Origin of the sequence: Nonomuraea indica (genome assembly GCF_002850745.1) — a bacterium.
Classification (GTDB): domain Bacteria; phylum Actinomycetota; class Actinomycetes; order Streptosporangiales; family Streptosporangiaceae; genus Nonomuraea; species Nonomuraea indica.
Genome location: NZ_KZ559481.1, coordinates 56,397 through 76,652, shown reverse-complemented (window position 1 = coordinate 76,652; position 20,256 = coordinate 56,397). Strand labels below are relative to the sequence as shown.

17 protein-coding genes are annotated in these 20,256 nt (G+C 73.4%); 6 read left to right on the top strand and 11 right to left on the bottom strand.

Features of this window, described 5'->3' with window-relative positions; translation table 11 throughout:
- Positions 1 to 167: 167 nt before the first annotated feature.
- The 3 genes from CXR44_RS31265 to CXR44_RS31255 all read right to left on the bottom strand — a co-directional run bounded on the left by CXR44_RS31265 (position 168) and on the right by CXR44_RS31255 (position 2,512).
- Positions 168 to 782 (bottom strand): pentapeptide repeat-containing protein, encoded by a 615-nt coding sequence (locus CXR44_RS31265; protein WP_101789746.1) that lies wholly within the window; start codon positions 780 to 782, stop codon positions 168 to 170.
- Between the two features lie 72 nt (positions 783 to 854).
- Positions 855 to 2,021 (bottom strand): cation:proton antiporter, encoded by a 1,167-nt coding sequence (locus tag CXR44_RS31260; protein WP_101789745.1) that lies wholly within the window; start codon positions 2,019 to 2,021, stop codon positions 855 to 857.
- Positions 2,022 to 2,029: 8 nt separating this feature from the next.
- Positions 2,030 to 2,512: a cation:proton antiporter regulatory subunit gene (locus CXR44_RS31255; RefSeq protein WP_101789744.1), complete on the bottom strand. Its 483-nt coding sequence runs from the start codon at positions 2,510 to 2,512 to the stop codon at positions 2,030 to 2,032.
- A gap of 267 nt (positions 2,513 to 2,779) precedes the next feature.
- Between CXR44_RS31255 and CXR44_RS31250 the strand changes: the two genes are divergently transcribed.
- From CXR44_RS31250 to CXR44_RS31230, 5 genes are all read left to right on the top strand, one after another.
- The gene (locus CXR44_RS31250; RefSeq protein ID WP_180903792.1) at positions 2,780 to 3,169 is read left to right on the top strand and encodes an ATP-binding protein; all 390 of its coding nucleotides are present in this window, start codon (positions 2,780 to 2,782) and stop codon (positions 3,167 to 3,169) included.
- A 28-nt stretch (positions 3,170 to 3,197) separates the two neighbouring features.
- Positions 3,198 to 3,692: an ATP-binding protein gene (locus CXR44_RS31245; RefSeq protein ID WP_101789742.1), complete on the top strand. Its 495-nt coding sequence runs from the start codon at positions 3,198 to 3,200 to the stop codon at positions 3,690 to 3,692.
- Between the two features lie 194 nt (positions 3,693 to 3,886).
- Positions 3,887 to 5,518, top strand: a complete 1,632-nt coding sequence (gene pgi / locus CXR44_RS31240) for a glucose-6-phosphate isomerase (protein WP_101789741.1) — start codon at positions 3,887 to 3,889, stop codon at positions 5,516 to 5,518.
- Positions 5,519 to 5,726: 208 nt separating this feature from the next.
- On the top strand, positions 5,727 to 6,272 hold the full coding sequence (locus CXR44_RS31235) for a cupin domain-containing protein (protein ID WP_101789740.1): 546 nt from the start codon (positions 5,727 to 5,729) through the stop codon (positions 6,270 to 6,272).
- The gene (locus CXR44_RS31230; protein WP_101789739.1) at positions 6,269 to 6,904 is read left to right on the top strand and encodes a LysE family translocator; all 636 of its coding nucleotides are present in this window, start codon (positions 6,269 to 6,271) and stop codon (positions 6,902 to 6,904) included. The genes CXR44_RS31235 and CXR44_RS31230 overlap by 4 nt, the downstream gene beginning before the upstream one ends.
- A gap of 345 nt (positions 6,905 to 7,249) precedes the next feature.
- Here the strand turns inward: CXR44_RS31230 and CXR44_RS31225 are convergent, their stop codons facing one another.
- The 5 genes from CXR44_RS31225 to CXR44_RS31200 all read right to left on the bottom strand — a co-directional run bounded on the left by CXR44_RS31225 (position 7,250) and on the right by CXR44_RS31200 (position 14,274).
- The gene (locus tag CXR44_RS31225; protein ID WP_101789738.1) at positions 7,250 to 7,891 is read right to left on the bottom strand and encodes a protein-L-isoaspartate(D-aspartate) O-methyltransferase; all 642 of its coding nucleotides are present in this window, start codon (positions 7,889 to 7,891) and stop codon (positions 7,250 to 7,252) included.
- Between the two features lie 88 nt (positions 7,892 to 7,979).
- Positions 7,980 to 8,942: a hypothetical protein gene (locus CXR44_RS39780; RefSeq protein ID WP_180903791.1), complete on the bottom strand. Its 963-nt coding sequence runs from the start codon at positions 8,940 to 8,942 to the stop codon at positions 7,980 to 7,982.
- The gene (locus tag CXR44_RS31210; protein ID WP_101789735.1) at positions 8,939 to 11,362 is read right to left on the bottom strand and encodes an AAA family ATPase; all 2,424 of its coding nucleotides are present in this window, start codon (positions 11,360 to 11,362) and stop codon (positions 8,939 to 8,941) included. Before CXR44_RS31210 ends, CXR44_RS39780 begins: the two co-directional genes overlap by 4 nt.
- Positions 11,362 to 12,501: an exonuclease SbcCD subunit D gene (locus tag CXR44_RS31205; RefSeq protein ID WP_101789734.1), complete on the bottom strand. Its 1,140-nt coding sequence runs from the start codon at positions 12,499 to 12,501 to the stop codon at positions 11,362 to 11,364. The genes CXR44_RS31210 and CXR44_RS31205 overlap by 1 nt, the downstream gene beginning before the upstream one ends.
- 15 nt (positions 12,502 to 12,516) lie before the next feature.
- The gene (locus CXR44_RS31200) at positions 12,517 to 14,274 is read right to left on the bottom strand and encodes an ATP-binding protein (RefSeq protein WP_245899609.1); all 1,758 of its coding nucleotides are present in this window, start codon (positions 14,272 to 14,274) and stop codon (positions 12,517 to 12,519) included.
- Positions 14,275 to 14,403: 129 nt separating this feature from the next.
- On the opposite strand from CXR44_RS31200, the gene CXR44_RS31195 reads away from it, so the two are divergent.
- Positions 14,404 to 15,327: an endonuclease/exonuclease/phosphatase family protein gene (locus CXR44_RS31195; RefSeq protein ID WP_101789733.1), complete on the top strand. Its 924-nt coding sequence runs from the start codon at positions 14,404 to 14,406 to the stop codon at positions 15,325 to 15,327.
- An 81-nt stretch (positions 15,328 to 15,408) separates the two neighbouring features.
- Here the strand turns inward: CXR44_RS31195 and rph are convergent, their stop codons facing one another.
- The 3 genes from rph to CXR44_RS31180 form a co-directional block, all read right to left on the bottom strand.
- On the bottom strand, positions 15,409 to 18,084 hold the full coding sequence (rph, locus tag CXR44_RS31190) for a rifamycin-inactivating phosphotransferase (RefSeq protein WP_245899606.1): 2,676 nt from the start codon (positions 18,082 to 18,084) through the stop codon (positions 15,409 to 15,411).
- 280 nt (positions 18,085 to 18,364) lie between these two features.
- Positions 18,365 to 19,087, bottom strand: coding sequence for a VIT1/CCC1 transporter family protein (locus tag CXR44_RS31185; protein ID WP_101789732.1), 723 nt, complete (start codon positions 19,085 to 19,087; stop codon positions 18,365 to 18,367).
- 380 nt (positions 19,088 to 19,467) lie between these two features.
- Complete coding sequence (locus tag CXR44_RS31180) at positions 19,468 to 20,151, bottom strand: hypothetical protein (protein WP_180903790.1); 684 nt, start codon at positions 20,149 to 20,151, stop codon at positions 19,468 to 19,470.
- Between the last annotated feature and the right edge of the window lie 105 nt (positions 20,152 to 20,256).

The window sequence follows — 20,256 nt, the reverse complement described above, 5'->3', positions numbered from 1 at the left end:
GCCGCCTCGGACGACGCCGCCTCGGACGGCCCCCGCCCTAGGCAGCCCCTCGGTCCTGGGCAGGCGGGCCTCCGGCGGCCCTCACGCGCGGCCCCGTCTCGGGTGGGCCGCCGGTAGCTCTCACGTCCGGTCCCGCCGGGTGCCGTCCCGCGGTGCGTACGGGGGCGCTAACGCACCTCCAGCCCCAGAGAGGCGGCCAGGACCGCCGCCTGGTGCAGGTCGATGACCGCCTTGTCGAGCCTGACCGTGCGCGGGTCGAGACCGGCCAGCTCGGTGCCGCGCAGGTCGCAGCGGGTCAGGTCGGCGCTGTGCAGCCACGCCCCGGAAAGGTCGCTCGCCCGGACCTCGGCGCCCTCCAGCCGGGCCCCGGTCAGGTCGGCCTCCCGCAGCCGCACGCCCCTGAAGGAACTGCCGCGCAGGTCGGCGCCCGGCAGGCCGGTGTAGGACCAGTCGCCACCCTCGACCTTGAGCAGCCCGAAGGAGCAGCCGTCGAACATGCTGCCGGTCAGCTTGCACGCCTTGAACGTGGCGTCGAAGAACGAGCAGCGGACGAACGTGCAGGCGGCGAACAGGGTGTCCTCGTGCACCGACACGTTGAAGCGGACGTCGCTGAAGGTGCACTCCTCGAACGTCGAGCCGCGGTCGGTCACCTCGGTCATGTCCACGTCGACGAACAGCACCTGCCGGTGCACTTCGCCGTCGAGCTCGCGGCCGTCCCAGTCGGCGGATCTGATCGTGGTGCGGGTCGGCGGCGCGGGGCGCCCGGATCTGCGTTCGGCCATGGCCGGCACGCTAGCAACCGGGCCCGACACTTGCCGGCCGCCCACGAGCACGAGGGCGGCCGGGGAGGCGGGTCAGCCGGCGGCGCGCTTGGCGATCGACGTGATGAGCGGCTGCACCAGCTTGGCCGCCAGCGGCCCGAACGCCGCCAGGATGAGCACGTAGGCGGCCGCCAGCGGGCCGAGGTCGGGGTGCACCCCTGCGGCCACGGCCAGACCGGCGATGACGATGTTGAACTCACCGCGCGGGATGAGCGCGATGCCGGCCCGCGCCTGGCCCGCCTTGGCGATGCCCGCCCGCCGGGCGGCGAACGCGCCCGTGAGCAGTTTGGTGATCATGCTGATCACGGCCAGCAACGCCGCCAGCCCGGCCACCGGACCGATCTTGGTCGGGTCGGTCTGCAGGCCGAAGAAGACGAAGAACACCGCCGCGAACAGGTCGCGCAGCGGCTCCAGCAGGGCCCGCGCGTCGTGGGCCAGCTGCCCCGACAGCGCGATGCCGACCAGGAACGCACCGACGGCCGCCGACACCTGGAGCTGCTGGGCGATGCCGGCCACGAGCAGCGCCAGGCCGACCACCTTCAGCAGCAGCACCTCGTTGTTGGGGCTGGAGACGAACGCCTCGATGAACCGGCCGAACTTCAGCGCCACCAGGAGCACCACGCTGACGGTCGCCAGCGCGATCGCCACCGTCACCGCGCCGCTCGCCAGGCTCAGCCCGGCCAGCATCGCCGTCAGCACCGGCAGGTAGATGGCCATCGTCAGGTCCTCGAAGACCAGCAGCGACAGCACCGTGGGGGTCTCGCGGTTGCCGACCCAGCCCAGGTCGGACAGCACCTTGGCGGTGATGCCCGACGAGGTGGCGTAGGTGACGCCGGCCATCGCCACGGCGGCGACCGGCCCCCAGCCGAGCAGCAGCGCGCAGATCGCGCCCGGCGCCGCGTTGAGCACCATGTCGACGATGCCGGCCGTGGCGTTGCCCTTGAGGCTGGTGACCAGCTCGTCGGCGTTGTACTCCAGGCCCAGGGTGAGCAGCAGCAGCACGACGCCGATCTCGGCGCCCACCGAGATGAACTCCTCGCTGGTGGCCAGCGGGAGGATGCCGCCCGTGCCGAACGCCAGACCGGCGAGCAGATAGAGGGGGATGGGGGAGATCCCGGCCCGGAGGGCGAGCGCGCCGAGCACGCCGAGACCCACCAGGACAGCACCGAACTCCAGGAAGATGATCGCGGTGTGGTGCAAGCCGGGCCCTACCCGTGAGCCAGGATGTCGGCCACCTCGGCGGTGCTGTCCGCGCTGCCCACGACCACGACGGTGTCGTTCGCGGCGAGGACGAAGTCGGGACCGGGACTGGCGGAGACCCGGCCGGCGCGGACCACGGCCACGATGGAGGCGTTGGTGCGGGTGCGCACCCGCGCGTCGCCCATCGGCCGGTCCACGTACGGCGAGCCGGGCGGGATGGGCAGCTGCAGGCTGACCAGGCCCTCGACCTGCTGGTGCAGCTGGTTGAGCCGCTGCACGATGCGCGGCGCGCCGAGCAGCTCGACCAGCGCCTCGGCCTCCTCGTCGTTGAGCTTGACGGTCTCGCAGACGCGGTCGGGGTCCTCCCGGTCGTAGATCACCAGGTCACGGCGGCCCGTACGGTGGGAGATGACGCCTACCCGCTTGCCCGACTGCGTGGTGAACTCGTGACGTAGGCCGATGCCGGGTAGTGCCGTCTGTTCTACGTCCACCGATCTTCCCATCCTCTGGTTCCGCGCAGGTCACCGTGACTTTACCAAGCGCAGGTCAACCGCCCGGAAAGGATCGGCGCCGCTCGTGGGCCGGTCGAGATCCGGTCGGCCGTGCCGTCCCTTCGCCCGCCCACGGCCTCCTGTTCTCCGCTCCACACGAACCGGCTCAATCAAGACGATTAGAAGGGCCTCGCTGTGGCAGAGGTCCGGCATCCGGCTGAGCGAGGCGTCATGGACATCCGGTCTAGGAAGGAACAGACGTTCACCATGGCTTTCACCGAGGGGGACGTCGCGGGGGCACGCAGCGCCGTCGAACGGGTCGCGCGCGCTCGGGGCATGCCCGACGAACGGGTCACCGACCTGGTGCTGGCGACCAACGAGGCGGTGGTCAACGCCGTCTCCTACGGCGGCGGTCAGGGGGTGCTGCGCGTGTGGGCCGACGACGGGGCCGTCTACTGCGACATCAGGGACTTCGGGCGGGGCGTCCCGATGGACCGCCTCGACGGCGGCGACCCGCCACCCGCCCAGCAACCGGGCGGATGGGGCATTTGGCTCATCCGGCGGCTGGCCGATAAGGTCGCCTTCACGACCGGCCCGGGCGGCACCACCGTACGGATCGCGATGACGCTGTCCGATGACGATCGCGACCTGCGGTGAGGGCCCTGCACCCCAGTAAGGCGAGCAGGTGAACGATCCAGGCGACGCGGACCTCCCACCGCCGCTCGACGCCGAGTTCGACTTCGACGACAGCGGCCTGGCGGTGACCCGCGCCGAGGTCCAGCGACGGGCCCACGCGCACGGCCTGACCGGCGAACGGCTCGGCGACTTCGTGATGGCGGTCAACGAGTGCCTCGTCAACGTCGTCGCCCACGCGGGCGGACGCGGACGGGTGCGCCTCGGGGTGGAGGGCTCCAGCCTCTTCTGCGAGATCACCGACTCCGGGCCCGGCATCCCCCAGCGCTTCCTCGACGACACCGGCCTGCCCGAACCGTCCCAGATGGGCGGCCGCGGCATCTGGCTGATCCGCCGCCTCACCGACGGCGCCGCCTTCGCCACCGGCCCGGCCGGCACCACCGTGCTCATGGTGATGCGGCTCCCGCGCGACGCCGCCCCGCCCGCCCGGCCCGGCGGCCCCGCCGTCCCCACCCACCACGCCCCCCGGGCAGGCGGCACACCGTAGACCGGCTGGAAGGCCGTCCTGGACGGTGACGCCCGTGCTGCGCGGCCGGGAACGCCGCCACGACGGCCGCGTCTCGCGCTGACCGCCCGCGCCACGTACCAGCGAGAAGGGATCGTCCGCCGTGCGCGGAATCCGCGCCGGCGGGTACGGGGTTACGCAACGATGTGAACGGTGTGACGGTACGAGGAGGAGACGTGAACGGCGACATCACCCGGAGCCAGGAGTGGGCGGCTCTGGACAAGCACTACGAGGAGCTGTCCGGCAGGCACCTGCGGGAGCTGTTCGCCGAGGACCGGGAGCGGGCCGCGCGGATGACGCTCACCGCCGGCGACCTGTTCCTCGACTACGCCAAGCACCGTGTCACCGGTGAGACGCTCGACCTGCTCGTGGCGCTGGCCGAGCGGGCAGGGCTGCGCGAGCGGATCGACGCGATGTTCCGTGGCGACCACATCAACGTCAGCGAGGACCGCGCCGTGCTGCACACCGCGCTGCGCCTGCCGGCCGGCCGCGCGCTGACCGTCGACGGTCAGGACGTGACCGGCGACGTGCACGCCGTGCTCGACAAGATGAGCGCCTTCTCCGAGCGGGTGCGCTCGCGCGAGTGGCGCGGCGCCACCGGGCAGCCGATCGCCACCGTCGTCAACATCGGCATCGGCGGCTCCGACCTCGGCCCCGCCATGGCCTACGAGGCGCTGCGCGACTACGCCGACGCCGGCATCCAGGCGAGGTTCGTCTCCAACATCGACCCGGCCGACATCACCGGCACCCTCGCCGGGCTCGACCCGGCCACGACGCTGTTCGTGGTCAGCTCCAAGACGTTCACCACCCTGGAGACGCTCACCAACGCCAAGGTCGCCCGCCAGTGGCTGGTCGGGGCGCTCGGCGAGGACGCGGTCGCCAGGCACTTCGTCGCCGTCTCCACCAACGCCGCCAAGGTCGCCGAGTTCGGCATCGACACCGACAACATGTTCGGCTTCTGGGACTGGGTCGGCGGGCGCTACTCCTACGACGGCGCCATCGGGCTGTCCCTGATGATCGCGATCGGTCCCGAGCGGTTCCGCGAGATGCTCGCCGGCTTCCACGTCGTCGACGAGCACTTCCGCACCGCGCCGTTCGACGCCAACATGCCGGTGCTGATGGCCCTGCTCGGCATCTGGTACACCGACTTCTTCGGCGCCGAGACCCGGGCCGTGCTGCCCTACAGCCAGCGCCTGCACCGCTTCCCCGCCTACCTCCAGCAGCTCACCATGGAGTCCAACGGCAAGTCCGTGCGCGCCGACGGCTCCCCGGTCGGCGTCCAGACCGGCGAGATCTTCTGGGGCGAGCCGGGCACCAACGGCCAGCACGCCTTCTACCAGCTGCTCCACCAGGGCACCCGGCTGGTGCCGGCCGACTTCATCGGCTTCGCCGAGCCCCACGACGACCGCGAGGGCATGCACGACCTGCTCACCGCCAACCTGTTCGCGCAGACCTCGGCGCTGGCGTTCGGCAGGACGGCCGAGGAGATCGCCGCCGAGGGCACCGACCCGGCGATCGTGCCGCACAAGGTGATGCCGGGCAACCGGCCCACCTCCACGATCCTCGCGCCCAAGCTGACCCCGTCGACGCTGGGCCAGCTCGTCGCCCTCTACGAGCACATCGTGTTCGTGGAGGGCACCATCTGGGGCGTCGACTCCTTCGACCAGTGGGGCGTCGAGCTGGGCAAGAAGATGGCGCTCGACCTGGCGCCCGCTCTCACCTCCGACGAGCCGCCGCACGACCTGGCCGACCCGTCCACCGAGCAGCTCGTCCGCAGATACCGCGAGCTGCGCGGCCGCCGCGTCTGACCTTCCCCGGCCCCACCCGACCGGGAAGGGCCGGTGGGGCCGGGACGGCACGGGTGCGACCGGTGGGCGGGATCGGGCCGTCCCGGGTGCGGCCGGGGCGGCACGGGTGCGACGGGTGGGCGGGATCGGGCCGTCCCGCGTGGGGCCGGTGGCGGGGTCTACCTCGGCATGGTGGTTCCCCGCCCCGCGCAGGCGAGACCATGTGAGCATGGGCACCACGCTGGTCGACCTCCTGGACGCGGCGCTGCCCGGCGACGCGGTCCTCTTCCCTGGCTGCACCGCCACGGCGCAGACCGTGCGGCTCAGCGACTCGACGTCGCTCCTGCGGCTCCCGCCCGGCTGGGGCCGCCCCCAGCACGGCCACTATCTGGCGGGGGAGGAGTTCGTGGTGCTGGGCGGTGAGCTCCAGATCTCCGGCGTCCACTACCTGCCCGGCCACCACGGCTGGTTGCCGGCCGGCGCGCTGCGTCACTCCGGCGCCGCGCCCGTCGGGGCGCTGGTGCTGAGCTGCTTCACCGGAAGCGCCGTCTGGGTGCCGAGCGACCGCGACGAGCCCGACGGCCCGTCGCTGCGCACCCCGCTGGCCGGCGTCGTCATCCCGGACGGCGGCCTGCCACTCACCCCCAGCTCCGTTCTGCGCGACACGCCCGTCGCCCTCTCCCACCCGGCCGAGCTGGTCACAGTGGGGAGCTGGACGTGGGAACGATCTCACCTCATGCCCGAGGGGCGCGTGCTCGTAAGGTGGGCGTCATGAGTTCACTGACACAGTTCGTCGCTTTCGGGGGTGTGGTGATGCTGGGGGCGATGTCTCCCGGGCCTGACTTCGCCGTCGTCGTCCGGCGCTCGGCCGTCTCCGGCCGCTCCCACGGCATGGCGGCCGCGGCGGGCATCTCGGTCGGCGTGTTCGTCTGGGTGGCCGCCGCGGCGACCGGGGTCGCGGCGCTGCTGGCCGCCTCCGCCCTGGCGTTCACCGTGGTCAAGGTGGTCGGCGCCGCCTACCTGCTGTTCCTCGGCGTCAAGGCGTTCCGGGCGGCGCTGCGCGGGGGCGGCGGCCTCGACCTGGACGTCCCCGACCCGGCGCGGCGCAGCCGGCGCGCGGCCTTCGCCGAGGGGTTGCTGACGAACGTCCTCAACCCGAAGGCCGCGCTGTTCTTCGTCGCGCTGGTGCCCCAGTTCCTGACCGCGGAGGCGCCGGTGGGGGAGGCGTTGCTGCTCTCGCTCGTCGCGCTGGCGGGCACGGTCGCCTGGTTCGTGACGGTGGCGGGGATCGTGGGGACGCTGCGCCGGGTCTTCACCCGGCCCGCCGTGCGCAGGACCGTCGACGGGCTCACCGGCGCCGCCCTGGTCGCCCTCGGCGTCAACCTGGCCACCGCCGCCCGCCCCTGACCCTCCACCATCCGCAGGACCGGCAGGCACGATGGCACGATGGGCGACGGCCGCCTTCGCGGCCGCGGCCGTCGATCCGCAGATCCGCGCGCTCCTCGACGAGCGGCTGAACGAGGCCATCGGCGACATCGAGGACGGCATCGACCGGGCCGGCCGGTTCCCGGCGGACACCCGGCGCCTCCGCGGCGTCATCGTGATCACCGACTCGACCAGGTGGCGCGCCACTGGAAACCGGCGACCGGGCGCGACGAGCTGCCGGACGTCCTCACCGAGAGCCGGCTCGGCACGATCGGCCGGTACGCAGGCGGCGTCATGGCGTCGGACCGTTCGGCGGCGAGCGGTCGCTCATGACGGGAACCCGTACCGTCCGTGGAGCCGGACGAAACTGGCGAACGTGAGGAGGCTGCGGCGCTGCAGCCCGGTGCCGGTGCGCTCGAACAGCGTGACCTCCTCCCACCCGCCACGTCCGATCGGCTGCACGAGGCGCCCGCCGAGCCGGAGCTGCTCCACCAGCGGCGGCGGCACCCGGGGGAAGGCGGCCGAGACGAGGACGGCATCGTAGGGGGCGCGCTCCGGCACGCCGCGGGTCCCGTCGCCGACGACGAGCTCCACGTTGCGGATCCGGTGCCGGGCGAGACTCCGCCGTGCCGCCTCGGTCATGTCGGGCCACCGTTCGACGGTGACCACGTCGGCGGCCAGACGGGCCAGCAGCGCGGTCTGGAAACCCAGGCCGGTGCCGATCTCCAGCACGTGCTCGGCGCCGTGGAGACCGAGCGCCGCGATCATGCGCGCCGACAGGGACGGCTGAGTGGTCACCTGCCCGTGCTGGATCGGGACGGGCCCGTCGTCGTAGGCCGCCGAGGCGCAGCCGGGGGGCACGAAATCCGCGCGGGGTGTCGCGCGCATGGCGTCGAGCAGGCGCTCGTCGTGGACGCCTGCCGCCCGGACCGCCCGGACCAGATCGTCGACAGAGGTACCCGCGGCCATGTCCGTTCTCCGTACCCGACCAGTGTGCCCACCGCGGCGAGCCTCTCGCGGACCTGCCCCGTGCGGCGCCGCTCACCGCGCCGATCCCTCACGTCCGGGCTCGCGCCTCACCGCCCGCGGCCGTGCGGAGGGCCCGGTAGAGCAGGCGCGGGTCGCCCAGGTGGTGGCGCAGGAGCTTCTCCAGGCCGCCGATGGGGACCAGGTTCTGGGGGGCGCGTGGATCCTTGTAGTCCACGCCGGCCAGCGGGGGAAGGGCGACGGTGACCGCGTCGGCCAGCCGCACCGCCTCGGCCGGGTCCAGGTCCGCGCCGGCCTCGCACCGTGCGACGCCCGCCCAGGGCGCGGACGACTGCACGGGGAGCCGGACGTACCAGGCGTGCCGCCGCCAGCTCGTCCCCATCAGGAACACGGGCGTGCGCTGCCCGGGCGTGAGCGCGGCGACCACCTCCGACTGGGGCGGCGGCAGGTAGGCGGTGTGGTGCGTCTTGACGTAGCCGACCGTGCGCGCCAGATGCGTGCGCCCCCGCAACGGCCCGTCCACCAGCAGCAGGTCGTCGCTGCGTGAGCGGTGCCGCACCGACAGGTCCACCTCCAGCTGGGTGACCTGCCGCTGCAGCGCCAGCGACAGCTCCTCGAAGCTCGCGTCCGCTGCCTTGCTCGGCTGATAGACGGCGTACGGGGTCTTCACCTCGGGCGCGTGCGGCGAGGCGGAGATGAGCGACCGGCTGACCTCGATCTCCACCAGATCGGCGCCGTCCGGGCCGCAGCTGACGATTCCGGCCGCGTAGGAGGCCGCGATGCCGGGGACCGGCATGGCCGCGCCGGGCTCGTGGACCCACACGCGGGCGTCGATCCTGCGTACGCCGTCGGCGACGAGCAGCGTCGCGGGAGCGCGGGCGCCCGGCCCGGGCGTGACGGGTTTCCAGTCTTCGGCCGGCCGTTCGACGTCGAGTACCAGCTCGGCGCTGGTGGCGCCCAGCTCGGCGAGGTTCTCGACGGCGAGGGCGGCGGCGTAGCCGGGGTCCCACGGGTCGACGGTGAAGCCCGTCACCGGACGTCCGCCTTGCTGATGTGGGAGCCCTTCGCGTCGCGGCCCACCCGGAAGCGCACCGGTACCCGCTCGGCCAGCGCGGGAACGTGGGTGACGACGCCGATCATGCGTTCCTGGCCGGCGGCGAGACGTTCGAGCGTGGTGGCGACGGTGTCGAGCGTGGCGGGATCGAGCGTGCCGAACCCCTCGTCGAGGAAGATGGAGTCGAGGCGCCTGGCGACCGCGCCGGACAGCGCGAGCGCCAGGGCGAGGGCCGCCTGGAAGGTCTCGCCACCGGACAGGGTGCGGGCGCTGCGCCGCATGCCGGCCTCGCCGTAGTCGATGACCTCGATGTCGCCGGTCTTGTCGGCCAGCGCCAGCTCGTACTGACCGTCGGACAGTTCGCGCAGCGTGTCGGAGGCCGAGGCGACGAGCACCTCCAGGGCCTCCGCGCACAGCCAGCGCTCGAAGGCGTTGGCGCGCAGGCGCAGCGCGAGCTCGTGGGCGACCTTGGCCTCGTGCTCCTTCATGGTGATCCGCGTCTCCAGATCGGCGGCGCGGGCGCGCTCCTCCTTGAGGCGGTCGAGCGCGCTGTCGGCACGGGCGACGGCCGCGGCGACGGCGGCGCCGAGCTGGTCGGGGGAGGCGTCGCGCGGCGCGAGCACGCCATGCTCGGCCAGACGCTCGGCCAGCCCGCGGCGATCGGCGGTGAGCCGGGCGCCGGCCTGGGCCAGCCGCTCCTCGCGTTCGGCGAGCGCGGCCAGGGTGGCCTGCGCGGCCCGGTCCCGCCAGCCGAGCAGATCGGTCCAGGCCCGGTGCAGGTCCTCGCGGATGAGGGGCGGCGGTGGATCGTCCTGAGCGCCGGAGACGAGCAGCCGGTCGCGGGCGGCCTGCAGCGCCTGCCAGGCGGACTCGGTCTGGCGTTCGACCTGCTCGGCCCTGGTCCGGGCCTGGCCGAGCTCGCCGCGCGCGGCGCGTGCGGCGTCGCGTGCCTGGGCGGCCAGCTCGTCGGCCTTGGCGAAGGCGGCGAGCCGCGCCTGGAGTTCGGCCCGGTCGCCGGGGGCGGGCAGCGCGGCCAGCTCCGACTCCAGCCGGGCCGCCTGCGTGGCCAGCATCGACGCCGACGTCTCGGCCTTGGCGTGGGCGGCTCTGGCGCGCTGGGCCCGTTCGCGGGCGCCTGCCAGGACCCGGTCGGCGGTGCGCATGTCGGCGGGCGGCTCGTGGCGGGGCAGCTCGGAGACCGGGTGGCGGCAGACCGGGCACGGCCGGCCCGCTTCCAGCCGGGTGAGCAGGTGGGCGGCGGCGTGGGCGTCACGCAGGCGTTCCCGCTGCTCCTCGGCTGCCGCGAGCGCCTGTTCGGCCACGGCCTGCTCGCCGGCCGCACCCTCCAGGGCCGCGGCGGCCGACGACGCGGCGGCGCGGGCCCGCGCCGCCTCGGCCTCCAGGCGTTCGCGGGCGTCCAGCGCGGCCAGCGCCGCCCCGGGAGCGCCGCGGTCGCCGAGCGCCGCCAGCGCCTCGTACGCCTCCTGCTCGTCGGCCTCCAGCCGGGCCGCATCGGCGGCCAGCGTCTCGAGCGCCTCGGCGGCGGCGCGCCGGGCCGCCGCCAGGGTGGGGACCGCGGCGGGCATGCGCAGGGCCGACAGCACGGACTGACGTTCGGCCACGGCGGCCCGCTCCCGCTCGGCCAGGTGGATGTCGGCCTCGCGGGCGCGCAGCAGGTCGAGGTCGGCGCCGATGGTCTCGGCCAGCCGCCGCAGCCCGGCCAGCCGCTCGGCCAGCTCGCGCTCGGCCTGTTCCGTCGCCCCGGACAGCTTGGCGAGCTCGTCGCGGGCGAAGGAGGCCTCCTGCTTGGCGGTCTCCTCCTCCCGGGCGGCGCGCTGCCTGATCCGCTCGTAGACGTCGGCGTCCAGCAACTGGACGAGGAGGTCCTGCCGTTCGCGGGGCGCGGCGTGCAGGAACTCGGCGAAGCGCCCTTGCGGCAGGACCACGCACTGGGTGAAGAACCGGTATTCCAGCCCGGTCACCCGCTGCGCCTCGGGAGTGACGTTCTCGCCCTCCGCGAGCGGCCTGACCACCGCGCCGAACGCCTCGGCGAGCGGGGCGGCCGGGTCCAGCTCGTCCAGCCTGGCCTCCTTGGTGCGTACCGCGCCCTTGGCGTCGCGCACCATCGCCCGGACCACGCCGTAACGCCGCCCGTCGCTGTCGAACACCATCGCCACCTTGCCGGCGGTGACGGACGGCGCCAGGGCGTGGGCGACGGCGCCCTCCCTGCCCCAGCGCGGCACGGTGCCGTACAGGGCGAAGCAGATCGCGTCGATGATCGTGCTCTTGCCCGCGCCGGTCGGGCCCACGAGCGCGAAGTACTCGGTGTCGGAGAAGTCGACGGTCACCGGCTCGCGGAAGCTGCCGAAGTGGTCCAGGTGCAACAGCAGGGGACGCATCAGCCGCTCACCTCGTCGTGGAGCCGGTCGAACAGGGCGGCCACCTGGTCGTCGTGCCGGCCGGTGGCGGCGAGGTAGTCGCGGAACAGCTCGCGCGGGCTCCGGCCGGCCGTGCCGGCCCGCCGCGTGGCGGTCACCGGCCTGAACCGCTCGTCCAGCATGACGTCGACGGCCCCGGACAGCAGCTGCCGCACGTCGTCGGCCAGGCCGACGCGGGGTTTCTCCTCGACGATCACCTTGAGCCAGTCGTCGCCGGGGTCGACGCCCTCCAGCTGCTCCAGCGTGCCGCGTACGGTGCGCAGCCTGCGGGCCGAGGCGAACGTCAGCTCCCGCACCACGGCGGGCCGCCCGGGCGTGACCTCCACCAGCAGCGCGCCGGGGGTGTTGCCCTCCTCGCCGAAGTCCACGGCGAGGGGTGAGCCGCTGTACCAGATCGGGCACGGGCCGGGGATCTGCTGGCGGCGGTGCAGGTGACCGAGGGCGGCGTACTGGGTGGCGGGCGGGAAGGCGGTCGGCTCGAAGTAGTAGGAGAAGATCGACTGCGCTTCCCGCTCGCCGCCGCCGAACGCCCCGCCGGGCAGGGTGCCGTGCGTGGTGACCAGGTTGACCGTGTCGGCGTGGAAACCGGCCGTCAACGCGCCGATCAGCTCGCCGATGCGGGCCGCGTAGTCACGGTTGTGCTCGGCCGCCGTCCCGGTGAGGACCTCGGCGGCGCGCACCACGTACCGGTGCGACAGGAACGGCAGCACGGCCAGCCGCACCGGCTCGCCCGACCGCGCGGTGAAGGCGAGCGTGCCACCCTGATCGGGACGGCGGAAGGAGCCGATCACGTGCAGGCCGAGCCTGCCGAGCACCGGCCGGTAGACCTCCAGCAACTGCGGGTTGTCGTGGTTGCCCGCCAGCACCACCACGTCCCGCCCGTCGCCGCGCAGCGCCATGAGCGCGTTGAGCACCAGCGACTGCGCCTCGGGGGTGGGCGCGGAGGTGTCGAACAGGTCGCCGGCCACGATGACGGCGTCCACGTCGTGACTGCGGGCGGCGGCGACCAGCTCGCGCAGCACCTCGCGGTGCTCGTCGACGCGGGAGCGGCCCTTGAGCACCTTGCCCACGTGCCAGTCCGCGGTGTGCAGGATCTTCACGAAACCACCTGGGGGTCAGAAGGGCGGGATGTCGTCTTCGACGCCGGGCAGGCCCTGGAACGGATCAGCCGACGCCTTCGTCACCGGGGCAGCGGCTTCGGACGGCCGGGTCGCCCACGCGGGGAAGGGGAAGGCCACCGCCAGCGGCACGGGGATCTCCGGCTGGGCGACGAACATGGTGCCCGGCTTGGCGATCGTGGCCCGGTCTCTGACGGCCGGCGGCAGCCAGCCGTACTCCGACCGCGCGGCCTCGGCCGGGTCCAGCCGGCCGGCGACGCGCACGGCGCTGTTGGAGACGATGCGCCGCTCCACCTCCGAGGCGGTCTGCTGGGCGCCGATGAGGATGACGCCGAGCGAGCGGCCCCGCTCGGCCACGTCCAGCAGGATCTCCTTGATCGGGGAGTCGCCCTCGCGCGGGGCGTACTTGTTGAGCTCGTCCAGCACCACGAACAACAGCGGCCGGGCCGTCCCGGACGACTCCTTGCGGTGGAACTCCCCGCGCAGCACCACGCCCACCACGAACCGCTGCGCCCGCTCCGGCAGATTGTGCAGGTCCACGATCGACACCTGCGCGTCGGCGGTGCGGATCACGTGATTGCGGTAGAACGGCAGGTCACCGCGGACGATCGGCGACAGCGGGCGCACGGCGCTGCGGAGCCTGCGCAGGAAGGCGTTGACGGTGCCGAGCGGGGTCTGCGCGCCGGCCCAGTCCATCCGGAAGGCCTCGTCCTGCAACTGCTCGGACAGCATCTCGACGAGATCGGCGAACGTGCGGCAGGACGTGCCCCGCACCATGACGGCCCCGCCCTCGCCCACCGGCTCCGCCCACGCCTTCAGCCGGGCCGCGACCTGCCCCACCAGCAACGAGTAGCCGGCCCGCTCGTCGTCGGCGTCGGCGAAGACGAACCGCAGCAGCTCCTCCTCGCAGAACTCGACCAGCGTCCAGTAGAACGCGCTCACACCCTGGGTACGGGCGGAGACGTGCGGCACGCCGTTGGCGTCGCCGGGCCGCGGCGGAGCGAAGACGTGGACACTGCCGAACGGCTGAGCCGGGAGCCCCAGCCGGGCGTAGACGCTCCGGGCCCGCTCGTCGAGCCGGACGTTGTCGTGGTCGAGGAAGAGCAGATCCTCGCCCTTGACGGAGAAGATCAGCGCCTTGGTGTTGGCCGCCTCGCCCTCCAGGACGCCCGAGTTGAAGATCGAGTACAGGAGGAAGGTGGCGAACGACGTCTTGGTGGCCACGCCCGAGACGCCGGAGATCGACACGTGGGCGCCCCGGGTGCCGTCGAGGAAGTCGAAGTTGACGTACAACGGCAGACCGTCGCGACCCATCCCCAGCGGGATGCGCCGCTCCATCACGTCGAAGTAGAGCGCCTGTTCGCGGTCGCCCGTGCCGGCCAGGTAGACCTTGGAGCCGGGCAGCGGCGGCACGAACACCTCCGGCTCGACCCTCGTCACCCGCACCTCCGCCACCTCCACGACGGCGGCCGGCAGCGCGCCGTCGGCGATCAGGAAGACGTCGGAGTCGTACGTGGCGCCCTCGTGCCTGGCCTCCACCGTCGTCACCACGCCCGCCACCAGCACCGGACCGTGGCCCGGCACCTCCCGCCTGGTCACCACCACGTCGTCGAGCTGGACGACCTTCCCCGGCTCCAGGCCGATCCAGAAGGACAGCGGTGAGGCCGCCTGAGTGCCGAGCACCCGCCCGACGGCCTCGCCGGCAGCGGCCATCCCCTCCGACGCCTCATGATCGACCGCCCCGTTGACCGTCACTCGTCCCTCCGCCCCCGCCAATGCCGTCTCATGGGAGCGTAGTGCGCTCCACGTGTGCATCCGGTCATTTTCCGCACCACCCTGAACGCCTTTCGGGCTTCGCGGCGATACAGAGACGTGCGTACATGGATGAGCTGGATCGCCGTCCTGCCGTTCGCCGGGTGGGCGCTGCTGCGGCTGAGCGGGTTCGAGCCGGACTGGCCGTGGGTGCCGGTGGTGGCGTACACGCCGTACGCGGCGGCCGGGGCGGTGGCCGGCGCGGCACTGGCCTGGGCGCTGAGACGCCGGGCGGCGGGAGTGGTGGGGATCGCGGCCGTGACGGCCTTGGGGGCCGCCGTCGTGCCCCGAGCCCTCGCCGACGGCGATCCGGCCGTGAGCGGGCCGGTGCTGCGGGTGCTGGCGGCCAACCTGATGGTGGGCCAGGCGGACACGGACCAGCTGATGGCCCTGGTCGGCCGGACGCGGCCGGACGTGCTGACGCTGCAGGAACTCACCGCGGACTCCCTACGTCGGCTGGAGGAGGCGGGCGTGCGGGAGAGGCTGCCGCACGCCGTCACGCGGCCGTTGCCGGGGGTCGGCGGGTCCGCCGTCTTCGCGAGGCATCCGCTGACGGCCGGAGAGATGATCAAGGTCGGTGCGTTCGGGCAGGCCAGGGCATGGCTGGCGCATCCCGGCGGGGCGCGGGTGGAGATCGTCTCCGTGCACCCGTGCGCGCCCAGGCGCACCGCCCGGCAACCGTGCTGGCAGGGAGGCCTTCATGCGCTGCCGCGAGGCGGGGGGCCGCTGCGGGTGCTGGCGGGGGACTTCAACGCCACGCTCGACCACCTGCCGATGCGTGAGCTGCTGGCGTCCGGGTACCGGGACGCGGCCGACGTCATGGGGCGCGGGCTGACGGCGACCTGGCCGCAGGCGCTGGGCCGTACGTGGCGGCTGCCCGGCGTGACGATCGACCACGTGCTGGTGGACTCGCGGATGGCGGTGCGGGACTTCCGCGTGCTGGAGCTGCGGCACACCGATCACCGGCCGGTCTTCGCCGAGGTAAGGCTCCCGTGACGGGCCGTCCGCCGTGGCGGGGCCGCCTGCGGCCGGTGACGGTACGGAGACGGCCGGTCATGCCGCCGCCGGTGTGGCCGGTCACGACAGGATCTCGACGTAGCCCTCCGTTCCGTGCACGCGGATCCGCTGGCCGTCCCGGATGATCCGGGTCGCCCGCTCCACGCCCACGACGGCCGGCAGGCCGTACTCCCGGGCGATCACGGCGCCGTGGGTCATCAGGCCGCCCACCTCCGTCACCAGGCCCGTGATCGCGACGAACAGCGGCGACCAGCTGGGATCCGTGCAGGTCGTGACCAGGATGTCGCCCGCTTCGAGATCGGCCCGCGCCAGGTCCAGGATGACGCGGGCCCTGCCCTCGACGGTCCCGGCCGAGACCGGCAGGCCGGCCAGGGCGCCGGCCGGCACGCCGTCGCGCCGGTACCTCCCGGCGACGGCCTCCCCGTCGGAGGTGAGCACCCGCGGTGGCGTGAGCGCCTGGTACGACCGGAAGGCGTCCTTGCGCCGCCGGATGAGCTCGTGATCCACCTGGTGGGTGCGCGCGACGTCGTGCAGCTCCTGGAACGTGAGGTGGAAGACGTCCTCCCGCTCGCGCAGCACGCCGGCCTGGACGAGGCGCTCGGCCTCCTCCAGCAGGGCCCGCTTGTAGACGAAGTAGCGACTGACGATGTCGTACTTCGGGTACTCGCGGTAGCCGATGAAGGTTCGGACCCGGTCGATCATCCGCTTCGCCTCGTCGGCCTTCCGCTCCCCGTCCGGCAGGTCCCGCAGGCGTGACAGCACCTCCTGCTCCTTCCTGCGCGCCTCCTGCCGCCCTTGCTCGAAGCGCCGTACGGCGGCCCCCGGCTCGAAGAGCCTGACGTTGTCCAGGATCAGGGGCACCAGCGTGGCGGGCCGTTCGCTCCAGCGCGGTCTCGTGATGTCGATCTCGCCGACGCAGCGCATGCCGTACCGGTCGAGGAACGCCTGGACGGCATGGCGGGCCTCGGTCCCGCCCGGCAGCTTCGACAGCTCGTCCAGGAAGCCGTCGTCCTCGACGTCCCGCAGGTACGCCACCACCTGCGGATGCGGGCGGATCGCGTCGGCGACGTCGAGCAGTGCCAACCCCATCTCCGACGTGACGTTGCCGGGGGCGGACAGGGTGAGGGTGTCGGCCGCGTTCTTCTCGCCCAGCCATTCCCGCAGCCGGTCGTTGAGCCACCAGGTGGCCTCCATCCCGGCCATGATCGCCTGCATGCTCAGCGGATCGCTGAGGACCCGTTTGTGCTCCTGGAAGGCCTCCAGCAGGAAGTCGAACAGCGCCGGTCCCCTCTTCGCCCGGATGTCGCGCCGCAGGGCGGCGATGGAGGACCGGCTGCGCTCGACCAGCTCGGTGACGATGGCCGGATCGGTCGCGATCGGGGCGGGTGTGCCGCTCGGACGCGGCTCGCCGGGATCCGGGTCCGGGTCCGGGAGCGTCGGGACGAAGCCGTCGCGGTCGAGGACGGTCTCCAGCGCGTCCCTGGTCAGCGGATCGGACCTCCCCACGGTCTCCAGGAGGCCGGCGCGGCTCGCGGGCGAGGCCAGTCGCCGGGTGACGTCGACGAACAGCCGCCCGCCGGCCTCGTGCATCGGCGCCAGGGCCGTCAGCTGCCACATGGAGACGCCCAGGGGCTTCATGGCGTCGGTCATCATCTGCCCGTGACCGACCGAGACGTAGACGTGGTTCTCCTGGTCACCGGTCTCGGGGACGGGGAACAGCGTGGTGATCGGCCGGCTCTGGACGATCCGGAAGTCATCGCCGACCAGGCACCATTCGATGTCCTGCGGGTGACCGAAGTGCGCCTCGATCCGCCGCCCGAGCTGGACGAGCCGCACGACCTGCGCGTCCGTCAACGCCGGCTGCCCCTGCCGCCGCGGGTCGATCGGCACCACCCGCGTCCCGCCGGCCGGCGAGGCGTGGACGGCCCGCTCCTTGACGGCGACCGCCCGGGAGACGACCTCGCCGTCCCGCACCTTGAAGACGTCCGGGTTCACCAGGCCGGAGACCAGGGCCTCGCCGAGGCCGAAGCCGGCGTCCACGGTGGCGACCTTCCGGTTGCCCGTGACGGGGTCGGCCGTGAACAGGATGCCGGCCGCCTGCGGGAAGACCATCCGCTGCACGACCACGGCCATGCGGACCGCGCGGTGGTCGAAGCCGTTGCGCAGGCGGTAGGTCACGGCCCGCTCGGTGAACGACGACGCCCAGCACCGGCGGACGTGCTGGAGGACCGCCTCCGGCCCCACGACGTTCAGGTAGGTGTCCTGCTGGCCGGCGAACGACGCTGTCGGCAGGTCCTCCGCCGTGGCGCTGGACCTCACGGCGTAGGCGGCGTGCTCGCCGAGCCGCGCGACCGCGCCGGTGATCGCAGCCGCGAGATCGTCGGGGACGGCGATCCCCTCGACGGTCCGGCGGACGCCGGCGCTGAGGGTGCGGATCGCCTCCCGGTCATCCGGGTTCAGGCGTGACAGCTCGTCGAGCCGATCGCCGATCGACGGCGCCTCCGCCATGATCCGCCGGAAGGCGTCCGTCGCCACGCAGAAGCCGGCCGGCACGCGGACCCCGTCGATCCGCGACAGTTCCCCGAGATGCGCGCCCTTGCCGCCGACGACCGCGACCCGCGTCCGGTCCACCTCGTGAAGGTCCCACACGTGCCGCCCGGTCATCGCGACACCCCCGCGCCGGCGGTGCCTCGTCGCGCTGCGCCGGCCGGTCGGGTCACCGGTGCCGTCGGGCACGGCCTTTTCTCCCCGATGAGCCGGCCCGCCGCTCCGCCGGTCCCCGCCGGTCCGACGCCACCGCGTCCCCCGTACATCGACAACGACACACACACGTCGAATCCCCGTTCGCAGGTCCTGGCCTCGGCCGACGATTCTGCGGCAGGAGCCGGGCCTTGCCGCAAGCCCCCCAGCGCGCTATAACCTGAAAATGGCGAGGAGGCCGACCTCCTCGCCATGACTTCCCGCCGCCCGCCGCGGACCTACCGGATCAGCCGAATCGGCCGCCAGTCGCCGCGGGTCAGGCGACGGTGACGCCGAGCACGTGGCCGATGCCGAACGTCACCGCCGCGGCGCCCACGCCCAGCCCGAGCTGACGCAGCCCGCCCAGCCACCACGGCCGGGCCGTCATCCGCGCCACCACCGCGCCGAAGACGAACAGCGCCACCACGCTCAGCACCAGCGCCACCACCAGCCCCGACGCCCCGAACAGGAACGGCACCAGCGGCACCAGCGCCCCCGCCGAGAACGCGCCGAACGACGACGCGGCCGCCAGGTAGGGGGAGGGCAGGTCGTCGGGATCGACGCCGAGCTCCTCGCGCACGTGCACGCGCAGCGCCTGCTCCGGGTCCGCCGACAGCCCCGCCGCGACCCGCTGCGCCAGGTCGGGGTCGAGCCCGCGGGACCGGTACAGGGCCGCCAGCTCGGCCTGCTCACCCTCGGGGTTGCGGGCCAGTTCGCGGCGTTCCACCGCGATCTCGGCGCGCATCAGCTCCGTCTGCGACTTCACGGACGTGTACTCGCCCGCCGCCATCGAGCACGCCCCGGCCACCAGACCGGCGAACCCCGCCAGCACCGCTCCGCGACCGGCGCCCGCGGCGCCCACCACGCCGGCGATCAGCGCGAAGTTGGAGACCAGGCCGTCCATCGCGCCGAAGACCGCCGGGCGCAACCAGCCGCCGGTCACGTCCCGGTGCGTGTGGTGCTGCTCCGCAGAGTGGGGCTGGACAAGCTCGATGGTCATGAAAGCGCCTCCCATAGATCATGCCTTCTACTGAAATCTAGGCATATGTCGGGACAGTCGCAACGAAGGAGAGGCTTGCCTGACCTGCGGTTTCGCTCTTTTGTGACACGGCGTTCCGAACGTGCGTGCGGGCTCTCCGGGGACGTTCCGAGCCGGTGGAGAGAATGCCGTACGGGGAGTGGAGGGCCAGGTCACAGGACGGCGACCCGGCTCGTGATCGCCGGGGTGGGTGGGCGCGGCGACCGGAGCTCCCCGGGATCACAAGCGCACAAGGGGGTGCGGGCCCCCGCGCGGGTAAGGGCCACCAAAGTGACCGGATTCACCCTGCGAGTGCCCGCCCGGGCCCGGGCGGTGCCGGGTCCGGGCTGCCGGGCGGTCGGTCAGGTGCGGGCCGGGGACGAACCGGGCGCCGGGTGCCAGGGGGACGGTTCCGGCACTCCCTGGCCCTGCTCGGCCGTGCCTGCGGCGGCGTCCGGCGTGGCGTCCGGCGTGGCGGCCGCGCGGTCGCCGGGCCTGACGCCGTGGACCAGCTCGGCGCAGTCGGCGATCGCCGCCGTCAGCAGCTCGCGCAGCAGCGCGTCCGGATCCGGGATGCAGGCCTGGACGATGCCCACCACCGACAGCTGCACCGCGTTCGGCGCGGCGTACCGGCGGAAGCCCTTCTCCGTGATCCGGGCCGCCTTGCTGAACCGCCGGGCCTGCTCGGCCGCGAGCGGCACCTGCTCCATCGCCCAGCGGCTGCGCTCGCTCAGCCGGCCCGCCGGCGCGCCGTCGAGCCGGCACAGCATCTCCTCGGCGGCCAGGACGGACACCGCCAGGGCGAGCTGCCGCTCGGCCGCGGCCACCGGGAGCGCGGTCGTCGCGCAGCGCAGCGCGATGCGGGCGTCGATGCGCAGGTCGTCGCCCGCCAGCCCGATGATCGACGGGACGAGCCCGATCAGCTTGCCCCGGTTGTCGTCATCGGTGTTGTCGTTGACCAGGCGGGCGAGCGCGGCCAGCAGCGGGTGCGTGCAGGCCGGGTGGTCGCTCCACCGCTCGCCGGCGAGGTAGGAAGCCAGTTCCATGAAGCAGGCACCACGCTTCGGGTTACGGTGCCTTCCTCGGGACAGGACCGGCATGTGCTCAAGGTAGTTGTCCACGGGTGCTCCCACTCGACGGATCGCCGTCTC